The organism is Psychromonas sp. KJ10-2, assembly GCF_047323255.1.
Classification (GTDB): domain Bacteria; phylum Pseudomonadota; class Gammaproteobacteria; order Enterobacterales; family Psychromonadaceae; genus Psychromonas.
Map to the genome: position 1 here is coordinate 1,081,795 of NZ_CP178827.1, position 23,078 is coordinate 1,104,872.

A 23,078-nucleotide genomic window follows, 5' to 3' on the forward strand; every position below is an offset into this window, starting at 1 on the left:
ATAGTGTTGCTTTTAATAGTAGTCAGGTGACCCATTAAATAATGGGATACACCCTATTAGCTTAAAGTATTACTCGAAGGAGCCACGGATCGGGTAATCATTTTCAGGTGCTTTAATAAACTCTAAACCTGCTGCTAGGGTACCGATTTCAGGGCGCGCCAAAGGACCGTTAGAGATATCTAATACCTGTACTTGTCCTTTTTCATTGATAACAAACATGCCTGGCTCAGCAAATTTATGATCTGTCTCTTTCTCAGAGCGAGGGTTGGAGATATACAAACCTAAGACCTGCATCTGCTCTATGGTTAAACCATAATACAGTGGGAAAGAGACTTGCAAGTCAGATAAATGCCCTTCAAGTTGTGCTTTGCTGTCTGCAGATACCGCAACAATTTCAACACCATTATCTTCAATTCTTTGCTTATAGGTCTCTAATAGGTTTAGATATTTTGTACATAGAGGGCAATGCTTACCACGATAAACAACGACCATTTTCCAGTCTGCCGTGGTAGATATTTTTCCCAACTCAATAATGTTATCTTCAAGGTCTGTTACTACAATATTAGGGAATGCTGAACCCGCCGGTAATGATGTATGCATCTTTATGACTCCTTCGATAGTGAAAATAAATGAATTTATAGGGTGTGAAGTTTTCCAGTAATATTCAATTTATGAATATATTATACCAATTGTATTAAATAACTGATCTAAATTTTGCGCCGGAAAAATGGCTTAGTTTGAGGCGTAAGTTGATGTAAATGGTTGTTCCCTATACGAAACTTACAACGAAAAAATAAGTTGTTTTAACAAGTAAAATAGATCAGTTACTTACTATGATTGGTATTACTCCAACTATCATTACATCCATTTGCTTAGATTAATAGTTCCAAGTAATGGATGTAATAGACAAATGATCTTTTCAAGGGTTGAAGATCAAGCTAAACGTGACAGGCACTACATCACTTATGGAAGGTAATCCAGCCAGTGCTCTTAATTTTTCAACACCTTCAGTTAGCCCATAATTACTGGCATTAATCACCAATGGCATTAATGAAGTGACTGATAATTTATCATCTTTTAATTTAGTTACCTGCACATCATTAGTCACTTTATGAGCAATACCATGGAAAGATAAAGTGAGCTGGACGGATTCCGTGTAAGTATCGCCAACTTCAAGTCTCGCGACCTTATTTACATTGATAAACCCACTGGCCGTTGCTTGCAAAAAATTATCGGTTTCAAACAACTGCTTTTTGATTCGCTCATTACGAATACCAATATTGGTTTCAACACTATTTAAATCGATATTTAAAGTCACTTGACCAGTATCGCTAATTGAACCGGTTAAATGTTCAAAGCGGTGAACTTCGCCTATTTTCAAGCTTTTTACTGTCACAAAATTCAACTCCGGAGCTGTCATTGGATGAGATCCCATTGCGCCCATACATTTGGTGATAAAAAGTGAGGAAGAATGCAAGTCCTGATAGCACTTTCATGAAAATCTCCATTAATTTTAGTTAAATTAAAAAACCTACAAATACCATCGTCTTAACATCATGTTAAGTACAATCATTCCATATTTACGGTGGATAGTTGACTACAGTGCTTCAAGTAAAGCCCAACAACAATATCAAACATGAACATTTAATCAATCAGTTAACAGAGATTTGATGACTCCGATTGATTAACATACATAATCAGGCTGATATTTCATCAGCCCAAAGCGTGGATTCAACAGAAGAGTTAATAACCTGCGACTCAGTTATTCCCAGTACCTTAGTTAATTGATCGACTTTATCCCAATTAGAGACTTCAACAGCTTCAGCTAGCTTAATCATTTTATTCAAGACCCCCTCACCGCCTAGTAACGCATCTTTTATCTCCTGATTGATATTAAGAGGCATTAGAATTGCTTCCATATCAGCGTCCAATAACGCATCGATAATTGATAGCATGCCACATAAATAGCCCAACTCTTTTTATGCTCTAAGCCCATTGAAGAGAGTAACATTTCAAAGAATTTTGCGCGCTGTAACGACATATTACTTAAGATAGAGGGTTTGTCAGAGTTTAATGTCTTAATAACGACAAAAGTAATAAATTTACGAACCCTATCTTCACCAAGGTAAATTAAAGCCTGCTGCAGTGACTTTATTGGAGATCGTAATTTTGAATATTCATTCACAAAGTTTAATAACTTAAAGGACAAACCTGGATTGCTTGCAATAATATTTTCTATTAACACTAAATCTAACGTTTCCTGTGCTATCGCCACTGATAACTGAATTTTTGAACTTACCGTAGAGTCCAATATTTTACTTTGAATAATTTCAGGTTTACTAAAAAGTACCCTTGAAACAATTCAAAACCCGCAGCTTTAGCTTGATGAAACTCTTCATAGCTTTCGACTTTCTCCGCTAAAAACTTTATATCGTAAACAGCCAATTTTTTTAAATAGGCAGCCGCTTTATCCAAGGAGTAAGTTGTAATATCAAATTTAATAATATCAATATAAGGATAAAAACAACGCCATTCTTTACTAGGGACAAAATCATCTAAAGCAACACAATAGCCTTTCTGCTTCAGTTCAACAACAATATTAAATAGTTCCTTACTCGGCGGGCAATTCTCTAAGATTTCGATAACATAGTTTTGATGTGGGAAGTCAAATGGAAGACGCTCTAATAAACTTTCATAACCAAAATTTACAAACCCAGTCTTATCGTCCAAAATTCGCTTCTGGTGAACGAGTATCTGATTAACTAATATACTCTTAGTGGCATAATCCGCGCTCACATCAGGAAAAGAGTTCTCTTCACCATCTCGGTATAATAATTCAAACGCGACAGTTTGCTTATCCCTGTCTACAATTGGCTGCCGTGCTACATAAGAAGACATATCCCACCTAAATTAAAATGATTAATAATATTATTTTTATTTTAGTAAACCACATAAAGACAAGTTCACTATATCTATTCTTATTGGCTTATAAGTATGTATGTATAAATTTTGCTAACAATTGATATCAAACAACAATGACAGATTTATCTTTGAATTTATATTATAAAAAATAAAAATAAAAGCATAAAATAAAGAATTGTGAGCTATAAAGATGGTAGTACAAAAAGTATGAAATCAAATAGTTTAGTGGTTTTAACGTACAATTTATATCCTAACCCATGTTTATCTCAATTTAGCCAGTCAAAACCATTCTATTTGTCAGATTTTTAATTGATTTTTGTTAAATCCCTATGTACTGAAATCGATGGAAAGTTATATGATAACCACCACAGTAAATAAGTGTATTTACGATTACTTAACAAACAACAAGATAAGGTCTTTTATGAATCCAATTTTAGCTATCCTAAAAGAACATAATGTTAGCGATCAGAAAATCGCCTCATTATTTGAAGCACTCACTGATAATCCAATGATGGCATTAGGTCTAATTCAACAATTAGGTATTCCACCAGAGCAATTAAAACAATTAATGGCCACTATTATGGAAAACCCAGCGCTGATTAAAGAAGCAACTGATGAGTTGGGATTAGATTTTGCAAAAGTTGAAGCCGCAAAAGAGAAGTTAAAACCATAATTAAGCAAAAAAGCATTGAGTTAATCACTTAACTCAATGCTTCAACATCTCTATTGCAAAGTAATAATTAGTTAACCTGATTTGCTAATAAGTAAGTTTTATAACCACCACTTAAGTTTCTCACCTTATAACCTAAGTTAGTCAATAAACGACTGGCTACATGACCTCGTAACCCCACTTGACAATACACCAGTATCTCCTTGTCTTGAGGTAACTGTGTTAATGATTGACGTAATTGATCCAATGGAATATTAATCGCATTTGGTAACATACCACTGTTAGCGACTTCCCCTTCACCGCGTACATCAACTAAAACATGTTGATCGGATAACGACGTTAAAAAATCACTATGAAACTCAACTTCCTCACCTTTAATTACATTCGAAGCAACCAAACCAGCTTGATTCACCACGTCTCGTGCAGAACCAAATGGTGGCGCATAACATAACTCAAGATCTTGTAAATCAAATACCGTCATACCTGCACGTTGTGCAACAGAGATAACATCAATACGTTTATCAACGCCCTCTTTTCCGACCGCTTGCGCACCTAATATTTGTCCCTGCTCAGGTGAAAATAATAACTTCAAGGATACCGGATGTGCGCCAGGGTAATACCCTGCATGATTTGCAGCATGCACATAAATTTTCTGATAAGGAATCTGTTTTTTCTGTAAAGTTTTTTCATTTAAGCCAGTACTTGCTACAGCGAGATCAAACACTTTACAAATAGCCGTGGCTTGTGTTCTAGCGTAAGTTTCCTTTGCTCCAAATATAACATTCGCCGCTAATCGCCCCTGGCGATTTGCAGGCCCTGCTAATGGTGCAAGCATTGCATCACCAGTGACATATTCAGGTGTTTCTACGGCATCACCAACCGCATAAATAGACGAATCACTGGTACACATAAATTCATCCACTTTTATCCCGCCTAAACAACCGATTTCAAGATCGGCTGTTATTGCTAGTGATGTTTCAGGTTTTACCCCAACCGCCATAATTAATAAATTGGTGTTTAGCTCGGTTTGATCATTTAACACTAACGTTAAATCGGAATCATTGGCATTACAAGGTTTGACCTGTTGTAAGGCTTTACCTAGTACTAAGTTGACATCATGAGCAATTAACTCATTATGCAGCATATTAGCCATTTCCATATCCACGGGCCCCATCACTTGTGGTGCGAATTCCACCAAAGTCACTTGAATATCACAATGACGAAGCGCTTCAACCATTTCCAAACCAATAAAACCTCCACCACATACTGTGGCATGTTTGGGTTTATTGATTTCAATAGATGCCATGATTGCATCCATATCTGGCAAAGTGCGTAGGCGATGCGTTAAATGGTTATCTATGCCAGCAATATCAGGTACAAATGGACTAGCTCCTGGACTTAAGATCAATGCATCATAAGATTCATCATACTCAGTATTAGTCTCTCTATTTTTAATTGTTATGGTTTTAGCTTGTTTATCAATAGAGAGCACTTCATGTTGAACGCGGATATCAACATTAAAACGACTTTTAAAGCTTTCTGGCGTTTGTAAAATAAGTGTGTCTCTTGATTTTATCTCTCCTCCAATGTGGTACGGCAACCCACAATTAGCAAATGAAATATAAGCACCACGCTCTAGAATAATAATCTCTGCTTGCTCATCTAAACGACGTGCTCTCGCTGCCGCCGACGCTCCACCAGCAACGCCACCTACAATTAATATTTTTTTAGACATAAAACCTCCGAAGATAAATGCCATTTTACGCTGTAACTAAACAGTATTTAGGTCATAAAATGGCGACCGATGCATAATTAAGATAAAATACTACCCCCTTAAATTAGATAAATCTAATAAATAAAAATCTAATTTAGCATTTATTAATGTAGATCAAGCTAAATTAGACTGTTATGATACTAATATTGATAAGTGAGCAACTACCTACATGAACGAAATAGGTTTTGATTTATTGAGGCGAGGTAAACATGCCGCGATGCCAAATAGGATAAACAAAGCAGATAAGTGATTTTAGCGAGTAAATAGCTCACTTAGTGAGTGTGATTAATATAATATACTCCTAGTAATCAAAAGGAGATTATATGCAAGATAAATTAGCAATGATTCATGAAAATGCCGGCGAAGCTAGTGAATTACTAAAGGTAATGGCTCACAAAGACCGCATGGTTGTTTTATGTTTGCTCTCTGAGGGCGAAATGGGCGTAGCTGAACTGCGTGAACATACAAAATTAAGCCAATCAGCCTTTTCACAACATTTAAGCGTGTTAAGGAAAAATCAATTGGTAAGCATTCGAAAAGAAGCGCAAGCAGTGTTTTATTCGTTAGCTGACGACAGAGTCAATATTATACTTAAGGCTATGCAACAAGCTTTTTGTCCAACATTAGTCTCTGAATAACAGCTACTAACTGATGACTCGCTGCTATCTAATACTAAAACAAAAGATAGAGGTCAGTTATGGACAATTTTACCCCTGGTCTGCGCTAGCAGGCGGTGCATTGCTAGGAACTTCAGCTGTCATTTTACTGCTATTCTCAGGTAAAGTCGCCGGTATTAGTGGTATTTTTAGCGGCCTTTTACAGCCACGCAAAAGAGACTTTTTATGGCGTCTACTTTTTATTGGCGGCATGGTGCTCGGTTTCTTTTTTTCACCTAATGCATCCTCTGCGTTAACTTCCCCATCTATCGCTTTATATATCATCGCGGGTTTATTCGTAGGTATAGGGACGCGACTGGGTAATGGTTGTACAAGTGGACATGGCATTATAGGCATTGCCCGCTTATCAAAACGCTCTATCTTAGCTACCTGTATCTTTATTGGTAGCGCGATGCTTGTAGTCTTTTTCCGTTAATAGGGAGAATTAGCCATGTTAAAATTACTGTCGGCATCCATTTCAGGTCTACTATTTGGCACTGGAATGATAATATCCAATATGATTGATCCAACTAAAGTGATTGGTTTTTTAGATGTCACGGGACAATGGGATCCAAGCTTAGCCTTTGTTATATTAGGTGCCTTACTGGTCTTTACACCTTGCTATCATGTATTCATTAAACAAAGAAACCTTGCGTTGAGTGGCGATAAAATAAGCTTCTCAACCAATACAAATATTGATAGTAAACTTGTAATAGGCGCAATGTTATTTGGTATAGGTTGGGGGTTAGCAGGATTATGCCCTGGTCCAGCGCTCACTAATTTAGGGACAGGATCTTTAACAATACTATTATTTACATTAAGTATGTCTATAGGTATGTTATTGGTCGATAAAGTATTCAAGAAAAGAACAATACACTTTCAGAATCAAATTATCGGTCGATAACCATAGCAATGACCACAGCAATAACCACATCCATTATCATGAGTCGATTAAAGAAATCACTCATGACCACACCGTATTATTAAACAAAAAATCATCCAATAATGTATTAAATGAGTACGATTAGAATCTATCAGGTATCAATACTCGTTCAATATCACCTTAAATTATGGCCATCAATGTCCTATTTAACTTGCATTATTCGTTGCATTAATCCTCTCACGCTCAGCTATAATTTTATCGCTCACAGAGAAAAAGGCATCAACCACTTTCGGATCAAAATGCGTTCCCTTTCCCTCTTCGACCATAGCTAATGCTTTTTGATCGGGAAAAGCAGGTCGATAACATCTGTCCATGGTCAACGCATCAAAAAAATCAGCTAAAGCGACAATACGACCACTTAAGGGAATATCTTCTCCTTTCAATTGAGAAGGGTAACCTGAACCATCATATTTTTCATGGTGAGCAAGTGCTACCTCTTCAGCCATTTTTAATACTGGCACATCAGATCCACCTAATATATTAGCACCGTATTCTGGGTGCTTACGCATAACCACCCACTCTTCATGCGTTAACTGCCCTGATTTTTTAAGAATACTATCAGGTACGCCGATCTTACCGATATCATGCATTGGGCTGGCTTGTTCAAGTAAATTACAATACTCATTATCCTGCCCATAAGCCTCAGCAATCATCGCAGAGAAACGACTCATTCTTACAATATGGACACCTGTATCATCATCTTTGAATTCGGCAGCAGTGGCTAATCGTCTGATGGTATCCAAATGTGAAGATTCTAATGCACGATAAGATTTCTCCTTCTGCGCTAATAGAATCATAAAGTCTTGATTGAATCTTTCTAATTGTTGATAGACAGCGTTTTTCTCATTTTCACTTTTTGCCGCTGAATCACGCTCACATAATAACTTTTGAAAATCTTCCGCATATCGAAACAACTGTGATTGTAATGCCGCATTTTCAGCTTTCAAAGTACTCAAAGCTTGATGATATGGCTCAAGCGAAGAAAAAGTAAAATCCAGTTTAGTGACTGATGAATTAACACTCGTATCAATGCTATTTTTGATAGACATAAGCCCTCCTATAATCAAGTTAACATACGATTACTGTAAAGCTATTTTAACAGTATCAATCAGCTGTAAAGGGCTAAAAGGTTTAATTAAATAATCATCTGCACCGACTCGATCACCTTCTTGTAAATCTGAAGCTTGACCTTTAGCCGTTAATAAAATCACATAAGGTACCTTCTCAAATGCCCCCTTTTTTAGTTGTTCACAGACTTGATAACCATCAATCTCACCAGGCATCATGACATCTAAAATAACCAAATCTGGTTTAATAACTGTCGCTAGCTCCAATGCGCGTTCACCATACCCCGCTTCATGAAGTTCATAGCCGCCAAACTCTAATGTCATGCGTACTAACTTTCGTAATTCACCTTGATCATCAACGATAAGTACTCTTTTTTATCCATTATTTACCCCTTAATAAATTTCTGAACAGTCAGTGGTAACCAAAACGTTGCCGTCATACCCTGCCCACTTTCACTGCTATATTCAGTCTTCCCACCGTGTATAGACACAATTTCATTGACTAATGAAACTCCTAAACCACTACCAGGCGTTGAACCGGAATCATCTGCTCGATAAAACGCTCACCCAAACGTGACAACTGTTGCGGTGTCATACCAATTCCTCTATCGATAATACTGATGCCAAAAAATGCCTTACCTTGTTCTTCCTTTTCATCCGTCAGTAAGGTGATATCTTTAGATGAATACTTAAATGCATTACTTAACAAGTTTTTTAATACTCGACGTATTTTATCGACATCAAAAGCAAGCGTTGTTGGCCATGCAACAGCAGGATAAATCATCGCTTTACGCCCTTTAAAGGCTCCCTCAACTTCCTCACAAGACTGTTTAACAACAGTTTCAATATCCTGTATAGAAATATCAAAGCCCTTACCAGCCCTTGCCTCGATGCGAGATAAATCTAATAACTCATCTAATAAATGTTTCAAATTGAGTGATTGACGATGAATGATTTTATGCATTTCGTCCGCCGCACTTTTGTCATATTCTCGTAATAACAATAGTTCAGAAAAACCACAAATACTGGCTAAAGGAGTGCGTAACTCATGGGCGGCTGTAGATAAAAATTCACTTTTCATTTTATCTACAATGGTTAAATGGGTAATATCGACAAAGAAAAGAATGTCCGAGGAGTCGGGATCTGCTATATCAATTTTTCGACGGGAAATGGTTAACACTTTTTCAATTGGAGACTTTAAATATAAAACATTTTCAGTTAATAACTCTTCCAATATTGACAAATTTTGGTGGTGTTCATCATCAATAGAGTCTTCTATGAAATCAGTGAAACAAGCCCAATTATTTCCACCTAATTCACAACGTTCAGGTGCGATAGAAAACATCGAATAAAAAGCAGGATTAACATAGGAGATATTTAAATCGTTAGCTAATATCATAAAGCCATTCGGACTCAGATTAAACACAGCCTGAAGCTCATATTGAAGCCGATTGATCTCAGTCTTATCGCGAATAACACCGACAATGTATTGCTGATTATCGAACTCCATCTGATTACAATGTATTTCCAGTGCAACATGTTTCCCTTTTAAGGTCAGCCCTTCTACATCTTGTATATGCTTGTTTTGTGTAGTTATGACCTCATTCAAATCAAACTCAGGAATCAAGTCATAAATACTCTGTGTCACTTTTAGGCTTTCTTCAAGCCCAAATAATTGATAAGCAGAACGATTCATTGAATGAATATCACCTTCAAGACTCACCATAAAGATACCGTCTGTCACCGTATTCATCACCGTATCCATACGTGAGTTATCTGATTTTAACTTTTGTGTCACCTGCCCTATTTTTTTAGACATCAAATTAAATGCTTTCGCCGCATCCGTCACTTCATCACTACCTTCAATGGGAATCTGTAACCCTGTTTCCCCCTGTGATACTTTTAAAGTTGCTTCCTGCAACACAGTTAATCGTTTGGTTAATGCCAGGCCTAGTAACAATGAAAACAGGGCAACGAATAACATTTCAACAAATGCGATGCTAGATAGGTGATTTGTTGCTTGGTTTATGATCGAATGTTGCTCTTCGATAGACAAGCCAATTTCTACGCGACCAAACTGATAGCCATCGATCATGATATTGGCATAAGCGTCATAAGTACCGTCACTTTCACTATCAACAATCGAATTGTCTTCTTTAAAGGGCTGATTTAAGAAATGCTGACTGCCAACCTCAGCTAACACACCATCAACCCCTAAGATCCGAATATATAATATTTGTGAAGTAGCGATAGAGGAATTCAAAATAGAATCTAGGGTAGCGATATCTTGAGACACCACTGCATCGACAGAGGCTGTTGCTAATAAAGTTGAAATATTATTCGCTTGATCTTGAATATCTAACTCAATTGTTTGATATAGAATAGAACGACTATTAAGGACTAATACAAAAGAAAAAGCGTTTCGATAATAGCAATACCGAAAATCGTTTTCATTTTAAAAGAGAGTTTAAAGTTCAGCATATAAACCGTTTCTCTAATTATTTAAGCAAGTCAATTTTTAAGGAACGAACATCATCCCAATCACTGTCTTCACTTTTCATCAGACCTGTTTTGAAACCTAATCTGGTCAATATTTCCATGCCTTCTTGCTGATCATTCAACGACAGTAATGCATCTTGGATGCGATCGGTCTCTTCCTCACTTAATTCAGCAGAAACAGCAAAAGCGTGTGGGGTATAACCTTTAGATCGCCATACTACTTTTAGTTGTTCTGACTGCGCCTTAGGGAAAGTTGATAAAGTACGGTCAATCCCACCACCCGCAAGAAATAACCCTTTTACTACACCACTGTAAACGGAATCGTGGGATGAAACGTACTGAGGCATAAATGAAATACCTTCTAGACGGAGATGAGCTTGTGGTAAAATAGTTGCAGCAAAGGCGGCTGGAGCAGGAAAAGCGATTTCAACGCCTGATAGCATCGATAAACTAGAAATATCACTGTCTTTCCGCACCACCATAATGCCATGAATACGTTTGTCCTTTTGACGAGCAATGGCGCGTAAACCGTTTGACTGACTAAACACTGTATAATGATAAGGGTTTAAGTAGGTAATATCATATTCACCGGCCGCGACTCGTCTTTCAAACTCCGGAATATTGGGAGCAGTAGAGAAACGGATTTTATAACCGGTTTTTTCAGATATAGACTGAGTTAATGGCAACCAAACTTTAGCTAAACTAGAAGCTGATTGTTGAGGAACAACACCAAGCTTTAATACCCTCTCCTGTGCAAATAGATTGCTGGATAAAAACAGAACCATTAATGAAATAAACAGCACCTGCATATTAATCACCTCCTATGTGAATAAAACTCAAATGAACCATCGCGGCAGAACAATACGATAAAAGCAAAACCCAAGATCATTTATAGATATGTAAATTACCCCTTAAGTGTAGATTAAAACAAAAGTTTCCCTACTGATTTAAGATAAAAAATGTGATGATTAATAAAAATTAGACGACTTTCCCAACAGGTTTACAGCTAGCGAGCTTAAGTGGTCTGCGCTCTAGCATACATTTAAAAATTAAGGTGACTAAGGTCACATTTCCAATTATTATTTACTTTTATAAAACAATGAGGTTTAGCAGGTATTAAATGAGTCGATTAATCCACTCACAATGCTTGCTAACAGAAAGGAAGATTATGACCACAAGCCACGCATCACAGCCCATTAACCGAGTGGGTATTATGATAGTACTTGCACTCGGAACCTTTATATTGGGTTTAACCGAATTCTCTATGATGCCGATGCTACCTTTAATCAGTGATACGTTTAATGTCACTCCTACACAGTCAGGTCATGCAATTAGTGCTTATGCTATCGGCGTTGTTGTAGGAGCTCCTATTCTGATGTTAAGCACTGCCAATATGAGAAAACGTAAAGCCTTGCTGATTTTCTTAGGGTTAATGTTTATCGCCAATGGGTTAAGTGCTCTTTCAAACTCCTTAAACCAACTTATTTTATTTCGGTTTTTAAGTGGCTTACCGCACGGAGCCTATTTTGGTGCAGCCATATTATTAGCAGCAGAAATCGCTCCCAAAGGTAAACGCGCTACATTTATGTCTAAGATTTTCATGGGCTTAACCATTGCTACTATCGTGGGCGTACCGTTAGTTACCTTAGTGGGTCAAAATCTAAGTTGGCGATACTGTTTAGCAGGCGCCTCATTTTTATCTTTGATTGCGGTTATCTTGGTGTATTTTGTGGTGCCTAATGTAAACAACAGTAAACCTTCTAATTTGCTTAATGAATTAAGTGTATTAAAAGACAAACTAGTGTGGTCGATTCTAGGCATAGTTATTGTTGGCTTTGGCGGTGTATTCTGTATCTATACTTATATCGCAGACACCATCCTAGATGTAACACATAGTCCTGCTTATACCATTTCTATTGCCATGGTAATGTTTGGCATTGGCTGCACTATCGGTAACTATTTCTTAGGTAAAGCGGCCGATGGGTCTGCCATAAAAGCGACCGGATTAAGCTTAGTCTTTACGATTATTTTTTCGCTTATGTATGTGGGTGCAAGCCATAATATTTGGCAATTATATGCGGTGATCTTCTTAATTGGCTGCAGTATCGGATTAGCCACATTAATTCAAACCTTACTCATGGATGTTTCACCAGATGGTCACGCGATGATTGGAGCTTTAGTACAATGTGCCTTTAATATCGCCAATGCAATTGGTCCTTGGGTTGGTGGAATGGCCATTGCACAAGGTGCACAACCGAATCAAACGGGCTATGTAGCAGCCCTGCTATTCTTAGGTGGATTTATCATGTGGGGATTAAGTTATTTCCAATTAAGTCGTAAAAATCAATCAATGTTAACGTCTTAAATTAAGTTGCCTCTTCGTTTTGATAATGAAAATGAAGAGGCATGTTCACTCGTATCAATTTATCATCCAATTACTTTTGACAGTAAACACCAGCAATATAATATCGCGCATTAATCAATTGATCCTCATTCCATTTAATCTAGATTGCCCAATGACCTTATGTAACGCTATGATGCAAGTTCATCTAGTTATTCAAAGAGAAATACCATGCGTATAACATCATTACTTTTTTGTTTTTTGATAAGCTTACAAGTACAAGCAGTCACCCAAATCACTGACTTTGCCACCCTTGGTTTAGCAGACTGGGAAGAAGAATCCTTTGCAGGGCAATCAAGCTATAACCTAGTAAAATATGGTGAGCGTACGGTATTAAAAGCTGAAAGTAACAACAGTGCTTCAGGCTTGATATTAAAAAAACCAGTGGATCTATTAAAAACACCCTACATACAATGGGATTGGCTCACAACAGCAAAACTTCCGGGTTTAAATGAACAAACAAAATCGGGCGATGATTATGTCGCTAGAGTGTACGTGGTGATCGATGGCGGCTTTGCTGTCTGGAGTAGTAAATGCTTAAGTTACGTTTGGTCGAGTAACCAAGCGCAAGGGACAGTATGGAATAACGCTTTTATAGGCGATCGAGTGAAGATGCTTGCTGTGCGTGGAAAACAAGCCAATATTAATCAATGGTATCAAGAGAAACGGAATGTTTACCAAGATCTTATCGAGCAATTTGGCGACAAAGGTAGTGAGCAAAAAAACCTAAAAGCTTATCGTTATATTGATGTTATTGCGATCATGACAGATACCGACAATAGTGCTGGAAACGCACAATCTTATTACGGTGATCTTAGCTTTAGCGCTCAATAACTGCAGATACTTTAGTTTTTAACTTTCTAACCTACCCAATCTACGCCACTCTCATTCTCCCTTAAGTCGATTTCCTGCATTTATGCGAAACAAAGACACATATTAACAAGCTGTTTATTGCATATTCAAAATCAAATGTTTATTCTCATGCCCTTTGAAAATATAAACTCGGAATCATGATGTTCGCAACAATAACTAACTTATTTCCAATATGGGCGATTGCACTGTCAGTGTTAGCCTTTTTCCAACCTGACTTATTTATTGCATTAAAAGCCTATATAGTGCCTTTATTGACGCTAATTATGTTAACCATGGGCTTAACATTAACTGCTAAAGATTTTGCAAAAGTAAGTAAAAATGGCCAAGCCGTTTCAGTCGGCGTGATATTGCAGTTTACTGTCATGCCCTTAGTGGCATTAGGTATCGCGACTTTACTTAACTTCGATACTAACTTAACCGTAGGTTTAGTACTTGTAGGTGCTGTTGCAGGCGGAACAAGCAGTAATGTAATGTGCTTTTTAGCCAAAGGTGATGTTGCGTTATCAATTACTATGACAGCAATCAGTACCTTACTAGGCGTTATCTTAACCCCGCTATTAATAGAGTTATTAATCGGTAAAGCAATTGATATTCCTGTCACAGGTATGATCATTAGCTTAGTGAAAATTGTATTAGTACCTGTTCTATTAGGCGTAGTGATTAATACCTTCTTGCATAAGCAAATTAGCTTAATTTCACCTATCTTGCCACTTATCTCGATGGCGGCTATTGTGGTGATTATCGCAATCGTGGTGGCACTGAATGTTGATAACTTAATTACTGTGGGACCAATGGTGGCGGTCGCGGTTATCTTGCATAACTCATTTGGTTTATTAGCTGGTTACTTTATTACTAAAAAGCTAGGTTTTGAAGAAAAGGTATGCCGTACTATTGCCTTTGAAGTAGGGTTACAAAACTCAGGATTAGCAGCAGCATTAGCCATGAAGTTCTTTGCACCAACTGCAGCCATCGCAGGCACTATCTTCTCTGTTTGGCACAACATCAGCGGCTCACTATTAGCCGGTTACTGGTCACGTAGCGCTAAGCAAGATAAAGCTTAAGCGTTTTATGCACCTCGTTCATAAGCGAGTTCGAGGTGCATGTTAAACGCTAACACTATCTGCGTGATAGCTTCACATAAATAAATAAAGATAAGAAGATCACCGCAGCACCTAATAGCTTTTGCAGTTTCACCTCCTCACCTAACATGCTAATACTCAATAACAATGTCCAAATCGGCTCTAAAATCATAATCAGAGCAGCGGTTTCAATCTTTACAGAGAATTGGCCAACGCTTTGAAAAAGATAACGAATCGAGGTGGCAATCAAGGTAGAAACAATGAACCAGAAAATCACCGTATTGTTTAACTCATATTCAATCTCTTGGGTTAACAACACATAGATAAAACTGACGCTGCCTACTGTCAGTAATTGAAGATAGATAGAGACTAAGGGTTTAACAGTATTGGTAACACGCTTATTAAAGATAAAATGCACTGAAAATAGCGCCGATGATAATAAGAAGCACCATTGGCTACTTTCCACTTGCCAACCATTAGCTAAGGTTAATAACATCATACCAATAATCGCAATGGGTAAGGCTATCCAAAATGCCCTATTAGGTCTTTCTCTAAAAAATATCCAAGCAGTAAATGGCGCGATAATCATGGCTAAGCTCATGATAAACGCACCTTCTGAGAGACTATTTGTAATTGAGACCGCATAGATCCAAACTTGGATTCCCAAGGTTAGCATCAACCCAACCCCACATACAGACCATACTTGGCGTGCATTTAAGCGTAAAATACTTTTATAACAGAAAGGTAATAGAATAAAACTGGCAATGAAAAACCGACTGGCGATAAATAAGTCGCACGGGATACCGGTAATAACTAATTTTGAGGCGATCCAACCGATACCGGCTAGTAAGGTGGCAAGTACTAAATGGATTTCTCCACGCATAATGATACTCTTTTATAATGATAAACTTGATTAAGCATACTATTTTGTTGAGGCATAATAGTATGCTTGCATATAACACAAAGGCTGTAATCAGAAACACAAAAGCAACCTAACAAAACTGCAAGGTTGCTTTTAAGTTGAATCACTTTGTGTGGCCGTATTATGCGTTAAATTTTGATAGTTATCATTACATTAATTTGATATTAAGCATTATATTCAGGGTAATCTGTTAATCCCTTTTCAGCACCACCAAATAGTGTATCAGGATTATGAACCGCTAATGGGTACCCCTGTTTGATTCGATTTGGTAAATCAGGGTTAGCTACAAAGGGACGCCCGAACCCGATCATATCAGCGATACCCTCCTTTATGGCCCTTTCAGCTTTATCCGCATCATAACGCCCAGCATAAATAATCACACCCTGGTAAGCATCACGAATACCTTGTTTAAAAGCAGCAGGCGTATCCGGAGCATCATCCCAATCAACTTCTGCGATATGGATATACACCACTTTTAGTTTATTTAATAACGCTGCCGCAGCAACATAAGTTTCAACTGGTGTTTCATCAACAGTCCCATTTAACGAAGTAAAAGGTGCTAAGCGTACCCCAACTCGGTCGGCACCAATCGCATCTGTCATGGCTTCAACAACTTCACCTAGAAAACGTAATCTATTTTCAATGCTACCCCCGTATTCATCAGTACGATTATTAGCATTTGAATCAATGAATTGATTAATTAAATAGCCATTAGCAGCATGCAATTCAATACCATCAAACCCTGCTTCCAATGCATTTAATGCAGCTTGACGGTATTGCCCAATGACCTCTTCAATATCCGCTTTAGTCATTTCACGTGGTTCAACAACATCAACAAAACCTGGTTCACCAATACCGTTATCTACAAACACTTTTACATTTTCTGCTTTTAACGCAGAAGATGAAATAGGTTGTACACCTTGCGTATTATCAGTATGGGTTACACGACCAACGTGCCACAGCTGAGCAAACATCACACCACCTTTGCTATGTACTGCATCGGTCACTTTCTTCCAGCCTGCAATTTGAGCTTTGCTATAGATACCTGGCGTCCAGGCATAACCTTGGCCTAATGTAGAAATCTGTGTACCTTCACCAACGATTAAACCAGCACCTGTACGCTGTGCATAGTATTCTGCCATTATGTCATTAGCTTCGTTCCCTGGTTGTGTTGAACGAGAACGTGTCATTGGTGGCATAACGATGCGGTTTTTTAGGGATAATTTACCTAATTGCAATGGTTGAAATAGTGCCTCTTTCATTTTTATTTCCTCTAAATTAGTCTAATTGAATCAACTCTATTTGATATCCATCGGGATCGGTAATAAAGGCAATATGGGTTGTTCCTCCCTTTACAGGGCCAGGTTCACGTGTCACTTTGCCACCTAATGCATCTATTTTTTTGCAGGCAGCATAAATATCTTCAACACCCAATACAACATGACCAAACGCATTACCTAATTAATATTCATGCGTATCCCAATTAAAGGTCAGCTCAATACTCGCGCTAGCTTCTTTGCTCTCATAACCGACAAAAACTAAGGTATAGCGGTAAGCTTCATTGATACTTTTCTCTAACACTTTCATCCCTAATACTTTGCTATAAAAGTCAATGGACTGTTCAAGATCGCTTACTCTGAGCATAGTATGTAAAAACTTCATTTAAATCTTACTAATTGGGGTGTCATAATAGTGCTAACGATACAGTGGCAAGCTTAAACAATAAAATTATCATTTTTTATGATCATAATAATCAAAAATTATAAGTTAGGAACTTTGTCACGCACACTTTGTCAGTATCAGGTGTAAGTTATTTATCAATAATATAAATTAACTTTTCATAAAACTATGCATCACTAAAATGTGTGGTGTTTAATTGTATCCATATGATTTTATGGCTAAAAAATGATACCTTTAAGCCACAATTTCAATTGTGCATGTATTGTAAACTGATACTGATGCTATTTATCCATAATAAGTCCAAGAAAATAAATAAGCGGTATCAACACCTATGCTCTTAACAAAAAAGGATCTCATAATGAGCTTAATAAACAAGCGAATATTAACAGGACTCGTTGCCTTTAGTGCATTAGCCACTTTAGTAGGATGTAACAGTGAAACTGAAAAAGACACTGTGACATCAACGGTAACAAAGACTGCCTCCCCTACCAGCCAGGCAAATCAAGTGTATCAAGGAATCAACCTGACAATGTTTAAAAAAGGGGCATTTACTGAAGAGCCAACTATTGTCGACTGCACCACAGCGGAAGGCACAGAAACAACCTGTTATAAATTAGTCACTTCAGGTGCACCAGCAGGTAGAGAGCCGGCCCGTTTTGTCCAAGAACCACTAGCGACGGCCCAGAAGATGGCGGTAAATGGTTTAGCAAAGATGGCAGTGGAGAGTTAGTTGACATAACAGGAGAGTTCATTTTAAAGCTTGATGAGTATTATGAAGATGATAAATGGGCTGTTTATGATGCTAAAACCAATAAAGTACGCTATACCGCTACTAAAGCAGCTTGTTTAGGTGCAGCTCGCCCAGATGTTGAAGAGCAATACAAACAAAACTGTATTGAGTGCGAACTGGCTTATCTTGACGATGACTTTACACAAACCTACTTAATTCCAACGACACCTATCCCAGCTAAAAATACGGCGGGTCGAGTACACACTGTAGGTATTGCCCTTGATGGAGCAGAATTAGCCGGCCCAGCACCTGTTGATGCCATCTTAGGTAGTTATACCATTGCTGCATTTGATGATTGTGGTGGACATATCAATGAACATCAAGGTTATCACTACCATTCGACAAACGGTTGTACTGATAAATCAGAAACCACTGATGATGGACATGCACCATTAATTGGTTATGCGATGGATGGTTACCCTATTTACGCAATGAAGAATGCTAAAGGCGAAGAAGAGATGCTTGATGAGTGTCGTGGTACTACCGATGATATCCGTGGATATCACTACCATGCAGCTAGCCCAAGTGAAAATATGTTTATCGGTTGTATGCATGGTGAAACGGTTCGACCTGAGGGTGGTCCTGCTGGCGGTCCACCAAACGGTGGCCCAGAAAATGGTGAACGCCCACCAAGACCGGAAGAGTAAAGATCATGAATGATAAAAAATTAAAACAACAACTTTGTTTATTAGCCCTCGGCGTAATATCACTATTTGTATCTAATGCTGCTTTAGCACATTCTGGCCCATTAAATAAATTGGCATTACAAGCCTGCACTGAAAAAGCGCGGTCACAAGCTTGTCAATATGAAGGTGTGCATAATGATCTATACATTGGTACATGCCAATATATGTCAACGGCGTTAATGTGTGTTCGAAATCAACCGATTCAAACCATAGAATCGGATAAAGACGCTTCAGACACCACACATAAAACATGATTAACATGATGTAAATAATTTAGGCATTATAAACTTCATCTTTATAGTGCCTAACTATATTAAATGAGACTAAAACTCATTTTACAGATCTTCCATGTGGTTAAAATCCACTACTACTCATTAGTTAAAAATCCAGCAAAAAACAGTCACTTTTTTGTATAAACATGATACAGCTCACTATGAAGAAAATTATTTAAAATCAGTGCTGGATGTATTTCACAGTTTTATATAGATTGTCAATTTTATGTACTTTAAAATCTAAGGAAGGATGTATGGACGCAAATGAAATAATGGATTCAGCAACAGAAATCGCGCTGGTATATGGACCTAAACTAATTGCTGCAATTGTAGTTTGGATAATTGGTTCTTGGATCATCAAGCTAGTGTTAAGCGGTTTAAACAAGTTGATGACTAAGAGTAACGTTGATGCCTCATTAAAGCCGTTTTTAAACAGCTTAATCGGTATGATCTTAAAAGTGATGTTAGGTATTTCTGTACTTGGCATGCTTGGTATTGAAATGACATCATTTGTTGCTATTTTAGCAGCAGCAGGTCTAGCCGTTGGTATGGCATTATCAGGCACACTGCAAAACTTTGCAGGTGGTGTAATGATTTTACTATTCAAACCATTCAAAGTAGGTGATTTCATTGATGCACAAGGTCACGCTGGTACAGTGCGTGAAATTCAAATTTTCAACACTATCTTAAAAACAGGTGATAACAAAACAATCATCTTACCAAATGGTGGGCTATCAACAGGTTCAATGACTAACTTCTCAACAGAAGAGAAGCGTCGTGTAGATTGGACAATTGGTATTGCTTACGGTGATGATGTTGATAAAGCACGCGCAGTCATTAAACAAATGTGTGATGCTGATGCACGTATTCTTAAAGATCCTGAAGTTGTTATCGTTGTATCTGCACTAGCAGATAGCTCAGTTAACTTCACGGTTCGTGCATGGGTTCAAGCACCAGATTACTGGGGTGTATTCTTCGCTATGAATGAAAATGTTTACAAAACATTCGCCAATGAAGGCCTTAGCATTCCATTCCCACAAATGGATGTACATGTACACAAACAAGGTTAATCTTATTTAAGACTTACCTCCAAAACCGAATGTCATACATTCGGTTTTTTTATATCTAACATTTAAGTTATTGCTCATTTATCAGGAATAATTATTTCTATTAAGGTATAATCTTCGCCCTCGAATTCCCCTATCAAACCATTAATAACATTGTTCAATAACCAGTTATTAAAGCAATAACATCACTCTTTTAAGGACTTCTATGAGTAACTCAAAATCTTTTTATATGTCTGTGTGGCGATGGCATTTTTATGCAGGACTTTACACTATCCCATTTTTAATAATGCTCGCGGTAACTGGTTTATTAATGCTTTACTCGCCTGTTGTCGAAAAATTGGCAAACCAAGATTTATATCAAGTTGAACAAGTTACTCAATCCCCTATCAGCTATACAGCACAAAAAACATTAGTCGCACAGGCTTACCCTGAAGACCTTATTAAATCAATTCACTCATCAAGAGACCCCGCTGATTCAACACGGTTTCAAGTCATGCATAATGGTGATGCATTAACTGTTTTTGTAGACCCGTACCAAGCAAAGGTATTAGGTGACTTGTCCATATCTGACTCTCTTTATGCCTGGGCTGATAATACTCATGGCACCTTTATGCTCGGTGATAGCGGCGATAAAATGATTGAAATAGCAGTCAGCTTTACTATTTTACTGGTGATCACAGGACTCTATTTATGGTGGCCACGCTCAGGTAAAACTTTAAAAGCAGCACTCTGTGTAACGGCTAATAAAGGACGTGAATATTGGCGCGATTTACACTCTGTTATCGGTGCTTGGATATCTGTTATTTTAGTCTTTTTCTGTTTATCAGGGTTAGCTTGGGCCAGTGTTTGGGGTGGTTCAATGTTACAACTTTGGAGCACTTTCCCAATGCAAAAAAGTGCGAGTAGTGTTTCATCTACCCTCACCCATGATAGTTTAAATGTACCAGGTTTAAAGCAAGTGCCTTGGGGATTAGAGCAGTCTGCTTTACCTGAATCTATAGCTAGCCGAAATACTGAAACTGTCAGCTTAGATCACATCATTGAGCAATCTCAAACATTAGGTTTTACACAATTCCAAGTGTTTTTTCCAAAAGGTGACACAGGTGTTTACACCACTTCAGCTAGCTCTATGAGTAAAGATATTGAGAATGCGACTGATGACCGCACTGTACATTTTGATCAGTACTCAGGTGAAGTGTTAGCGGATGTTGGTTATGCAGATTATAGCTTAGCTGCAAAATCAATGGCGATAGGCATCTCGTTACATATGGGACAATGGGGACTATGGAATTATGTGGTTAATACCTTATTTTGTTTAGGCATCCTATTGATATGTATAACAGGTGTAGTGATCTGGTGGTTGCGCCGACCACAGGGGAAAATAGCATTAGCAGCACCTAAAAAGCCTAAGAACCTAAAGCGTTGGAAACAAGCAACCTGGTTGTTATTACCCATTTCATTACTGTTCCCACTTGGCGCAACAGCAATCATTGGTGTGTTAATACTGGATAGAATCGTATTATTAATTTCACCGAAAGCAAGAGCAGTTTTTGATTAAACTAAAAAAGGTAGAATGGTAATAAATATTAAAAGTTAACCTGTTTTACTAACAGGTTAACGTTAATAATGGTTAATGACTTACCGTTACAGCTGTTTTTTTATTTAAATAATGATTAATCAATAAAGCACCCAAAATAATAACCGCACCGATAGTCAGCCTAAATAAATCAGCTTCTTTATTCCAAATAACTAAATTAACTAAAATGCCAGCAGGGATTAATAAATTATTCATAATTGCCAGTGTTCCTACGTTAACCTTAGTTGCGCCTTTATTCCATGCAAAGTAACCAAGGCCTGATGCAATCGTTCCAAGGTAAAGTAAGATTCCCCATTGTGTACTTGTGGTTGGTAATTTATTCGCGTCACCAAACAAAGCATAACAAACAGTGGCAACACACAATGCACCAACAAAGAACCAACCAAACACCGTCTTATGCTCAATCTTACTATCAGACATTAAACGACTGTAAGCCACCTGCCCTAAAGCAAAGCAAAGATTAGCACCTTGCACGAGTAACAAACCGAATAGAAAATCACTGGTGATACTTTCATAACGTATTGCCACAGCCCCACACACAGCAATTAAAGCCACAGCAAAAAAACGAGGGTTAAAGCACTTATCAAGCGCATCATTTAATAAAGTTACATAGATAGGCGTCATTACGGTGAATAGTAAGACCTCTGGGACAGACAAATATAAAAATGAGTGATAGTAAAAAATATACATCATGCCCAATTGAACAGCACCAATCAGCATTATTTTCAAAGCAACACGTTTATCGATTTTTTTAATTTTTAGAAATGGCAAAAATATTAAGGTCGCAAATGCAATACGGATAAATACACTAAACCAAGCATCAACTTGACCAGCCAAATACACACCGATCAAGCTAAAAGAGAATGCCCACAGTAGAGTCACCGATAATAAATAAGCCATAGTAAATCCATTTTCAATTAAATAAGGTTGTGTAGTTTACTGGATATAATCAACATCGTCATATAAAAGATAAGGCATCATTTATATTAATAAAGTGAAGTTTATTTCCTTTTTTCCCATTAGTTTACCCAACAAGTATTCAGCTCTACTTTACGCTCGATATTTTAAACTTTCATTAAACACTCTCTAAATAAGTATTTTATTCATAATAATGTTTACTATCTATCCAGTTATGAGTTAAGTTAAAAACACACAAGTGATAATGATTTTTGTTATCAAC

The 23,078-nt window shown here is 37.5% G+C and carries 24 protein-coding genes and 3 pseudogenes; 13 read left to right on the top strand and 14 right to left on the bottom strand.

The genetic code is table 11. The annotated features are described in order from the left end of the window. Positions 1 to 69: 69 nt before the first annotated feature. The 5 genes from ACLKL2_RS05220 to ACLKL2_RS05240 all read right to left on the bottom strand — a co-directional run bounded on the left by ACLKL2_RS05220 (position 70) and on the right by ACLKL2_RS05240 (position 2,898). Complete coding sequence (locus ACLKL2_RS05220) at positions 70 to 600, bottom strand: redoxin domain-containing protein (protein ID WP_413693625.1); 531 nt, start codon at positions 598 to 600, stop codon at positions 70 to 72. A 319-nt stretch (positions 601 to 919) separates the two neighbouring features. Next, entirely contained in the window at positions 920 to 1,420 is a 501-nt protein-coding gene (locus tag ACLKL2_RS05225) for a YceI family protein (protein WP_413693626.1), read from the bottom strand. Between the two features lie 277 nt (positions 1,421 to 1,697). Further along, positions 1,698 to 1,919: a hypothetical protein gene (locus tag ACLKL2_RS05230; RefSeq protein ID WP_413693627.1), complete on the bottom strand. Its 222-nt coding sequence runs from the start codon at positions 1,917 to 1,919 to the stop codon at positions 1,698 to 1,700. Next, positions 1,904 to 2,311, bottom strand: a complete 408-nt coding sequence (locus tag ACLKL2_RS05235) for an HDOD domain-containing protein (protein WP_413693628.1) — start codon at positions 2,309 to 2,311, stop codon at positions 1,904 to 1,906. The genes ACLKL2_RS05230 and ACLKL2_RS05235 overlap by 16 nt, the downstream gene beginning before the upstream one ends. Then, positions 2,296 to 2,898: an EAL and HDOD domain-containing protein gene (locus ACLKL2_RS05240; protein WP_413693629.1), complete on the bottom strand. Its 603-nt coding sequence runs from the start codon at positions 2,896 to 2,898 to the stop codon at positions 2,296 to 2,298. The genes ACLKL2_RS05235 and ACLKL2_RS05240 overlap by 16 nt, the downstream gene beginning before the upstream one ends. A gap of 445 nt (positions 2,899 to 3,343) precedes the next feature. Here ACLKL2_RS05240 and ACLKL2_RS05245 point away from each other — a divergent pair, with 445 nt between their 5' ends. Then, complete coding sequence (locus tag ACLKL2_RS05245; RefSeq protein ID WP_113819034.1) at positions 3,344 to 3,595, top strand: DUF2999 family protein; 252 nt, start codon at positions 3,344 to 3,346, stop codon at positions 3,593 to 3,595. Positions 3,596 to 3,662: 67 nt separating this feature from the next. On the opposite strand, the gene ACLKL2_RS05250 is transcribed toward ACLKL2_RS05245, so the two are convergent. Further along, complete coding sequence (locus tag ACLKL2_RS05250) at positions 3,663 to 5,327, bottom strand: FAD-dependent oxidoreductase (protein ID WP_413693631.1); 1,665 nt, start codon at positions 5,325 to 5,327, stop codon at positions 3,663 to 3,665. A 362-nt stretch (positions 5,328 to 5,689) separates the two neighbouring features. On the opposite strand from ACLKL2_RS05250, the gene ACLKL2_RS05255 reads away from it, so the two are divergent. The 3 genes from ACLKL2_RS05255 (at position 5,690) to ACLKL2_RS05265 (ending at position 6,926) form a co-directional block, all read left to right on the top strand. Continuing rightward, positions 5,690 to 6,004: an ArsR/SmtB family transcription factor gene (locus ACLKL2_RS05255; protein WP_413693632.1), complete on the top strand. Its 315-nt coding sequence runs from the start codon at positions 5,690 to 5,692 to the stop codon at positions 6,002 to 6,004. Positions 6,005 to 6,104: 100 nt separating this feature from the next. Continuing rightward, complete coding sequence (locus ACLKL2_RS05260; protein ID WP_413693633.1) at positions 6,105 to 6,458, top strand: YeeE/YedE family protein; 354 nt, start codon at positions 6,105 to 6,107, stop codon at positions 6,456 to 6,458. Between the two features lie 15 nt (positions 6,459 to 6,473). Continuing rightward, positions 6,474 to 6,926 (top strand): DUF6691 family protein, encoded by a 453-nt coding sequence (locus tag ACLKL2_RS05265; protein ID WP_413693634.1) that lies wholly within the window; start codon positions 6,474 to 6,476, stop codon positions 6,924 to 6,926. Between the two features lie 185 nt (positions 6,927 to 7,111). Here ACLKL2_RS05265 and ACLKL2_RS05270 read toward each other — a convergent pair whose 3' ends face one another. The 4 genes and pseudogenes from ACLKL2_RS05270 to ACLKL2_RS05285 all read right to left on the bottom strand — a co-directional run bounded on the left by ACLKL2_RS05270 (position 7,112) and on the right by ACLKL2_RS05285 (position 11,340). Beyond that, positions 7,112 to 8,014, bottom strand: coding sequence for an HD-GYP domain-containing protein (locus tag ACLKL2_RS05270; protein ID WP_413693635.1), 903 nt, complete (start codon positions 8,012 to 8,014; stop codon positions 7,112 to 7,114). A 30-nt stretch (positions 8,015 to 8,044) separates the two neighbouring features. Continuing rightward, a complete protein-coding gene (locus ACLKL2_RS05275; RefSeq protein ID WP_413694256.1) occupies positions 8,045 to 8,395 on the bottom strand; it encodes a response regulator transcription factor in 351 nt (116 codons plus the stop codon). Between the two features lie 23 nt (positions 8,396 to 8,418). Next, positions 8,419 to 10,127, bottom strand: a pseudogene (locus ACLKL2_RS05280) (ATP-binding protein). A 403-nt stretch (positions 10,128 to 10,530) separates the two neighbouring features. Then, positions 10,531 to 11,340: a phosphate/phosphite/phosphonate ABC transporter substrate-binding protein gene (locus ACLKL2_RS05285; protein ID WP_413693636.1), complete on the bottom strand. Its 810-nt coding sequence runs from the start codon at positions 11,338 to 11,340 to the stop codon at positions 10,531 to 10,533. A 359-nt stretch (positions 11,341 to 11,699) separates the two neighbouring features. Between ACLKL2_RS05285 and ACLKL2_RS05290 the strand changes: the two genes are divergently transcribed. The 3 genes from ACLKL2_RS05290 to ACLKL2_RS05300 all read left to right on the top strand — a co-directional run bounded on the left by ACLKL2_RS05290 (position 11,700) and on the right by ACLKL2_RS05300 (position 14,866). Further along, positions 11,700 to 12,896: an MFS transporter gene (locus ACLKL2_RS05290; protein ID WP_413693637.1), complete on the top strand. Its 1,197-nt coding sequence runs from the start codon at positions 11,700 to 11,702 to the stop codon at positions 12,894 to 12,896. Between the two features lie 207 nt (positions 12,897 to 13,103). Beyond that, the gene (locus ACLKL2_RS05295; RefSeq protein WP_413693638.1) at positions 13,104 to 13,766 is read left to right on the top strand and encodes a DUF3047 domain-containing protein; all 663 of its coding nucleotides are present in this window, start codon (positions 13,104 to 13,106) and stop codon (positions 13,764 to 13,766) included. A gap of 179 nt (positions 13,767 to 13,945) precedes the next feature. Then, entirely contained in the window at positions 13,946 to 14,866 is a 921-nt protein-coding gene (locus ACLKL2_RS05300) for a bile acid:sodium symporter family protein (protein WP_113819044.1), read from the top strand. A gap of 55 nt (positions 14,867 to 14,921) precedes the next feature. Here the strand turns inward: ACLKL2_RS05300 and ACLKL2_RS05305 are convergent, their stop codons facing one another. From ACLKL2_RS05305 to gloA, 3 genes and pseudogenes are all read right to left on the bottom strand, one after another. Further along, the gene (locus ACLKL2_RS05305; protein WP_413693639.1) at positions 14,922 to 15,767 is read right to left on the bottom strand and encodes a DMT family transporter; all 846 of its coding nucleotides are present in this window, start codon (positions 15,765 to 15,767) and stop codon (positions 14,922 to 14,924) included. A 203-nt stretch (positions 15,768 to 15,970) separates the two neighbouring features. After that, on the bottom strand, positions 15,971 to 17,068 hold the full coding sequence (locus ACLKL2_RS05310) for an alkene reductase (RefSeq protein WP_413693640.1): 1,098 nt from the start codon (positions 17,066 to 17,068) through the stop codon (positions 15,971 to 15,973). A 16-nt stretch (positions 17,069 to 17,084) separates the two neighbouring features. Then, positions 17,085 to 17,468 (bottom strand): annotated as a pseudogene (gene gloA, locus ACLKL2_RS05315) (lactoylglutathione lyase). A gap of 376 nt (positions 17,469 to 17,844) precedes the next feature. Here gloA and ACLKL2_RS05320 point away from each other — a divergent pair. The 6 genes and pseudogenes from ACLKL2_RS05320 (at position 17,845) to ACLKL2_RS05345 (ending at position 21,859) form a co-directional block, all read left to right on the top strand. After that, positions 17,845 to 18,216, top strand: a complete 372-nt coding sequence (locus ACLKL2_RS05320; RefSeq protein ID WP_413693641.1) for a hypothetical protein — start codon at positions 17,845 to 17,847, stop codon at positions 18,214 to 18,216. Positions 18,217 to 18,554: 338 nt separating this feature from the next. Beyond that, a pseudogene (locus ACLKL2_RS05325) lies at positions 18,555 to 18,653 on the top strand (hypothetical protein); the annotation flags it as partial. A gap of 30 nt (positions 18,654 to 18,683) precedes the next feature. After that, entirely contained in the window at positions 18,684 to 18,923 is a 240-nt protein-coding gene (locus tag ACLKL2_RS05330; protein WP_413693642.1) for a hypothetical protein, read from the top strand. A 5-nt stretch (positions 18,924 to 18,928) separates the two neighbouring features. Further along, positions 18,929 to 19,216 carry a hypothetical protein gene (locus ACLKL2_RS05335; RefSeq protein WP_413693643.1) on the top strand — a complete coding sequence of 96 codons (288 nt, stop codon included), beginning with the start codon at positions 18,929 to 18,931 and terminating at the stop codon, positions 19,214 to 19,216. Positions 19,217 to 19,488: 272 nt separating this feature from the next. Continuing rightward, positions 19,489 to 20,304: a mechanosensitive ion channel family protein gene (locus tag ACLKL2_RS05340; protein ID WP_113819050.1), complete on the top strand. Its 816-nt coding sequence runs from the start codon at positions 19,489 to 19,491 to the stop codon at positions 20,302 to 20,304. Between the two features lie 202 nt (positions 20,305 to 20,506). Then, positions 20,507 to 21,859, top strand: a complete 1,353-nt coding sequence (locus ACLKL2_RS05345) for a PepSY-associated TM helix domain-containing protein (protein ID WP_413693644.1) — start codon at positions 20,507 to 20,509, stop codon at positions 21,857 to 21,859. Between the two features lie 72 nt (positions 21,860 to 21,931). Here ACLKL2_RS05345 and ACLKL2_RS05350 read toward each other — a convergent pair whose 3' ends face one another. Then, a complete protein-coding gene (locus ACLKL2_RS05350; RefSeq protein ID WP_413693645.1) occupies positions 21,932 to 22,798 on the bottom strand; it encodes a carboxylate/amino acid/amine transporter in 867 nt (288 codons plus the stop codon). Between the last annotated feature and the right edge of the window lie 280 nt (positions 22,799 to 23,078).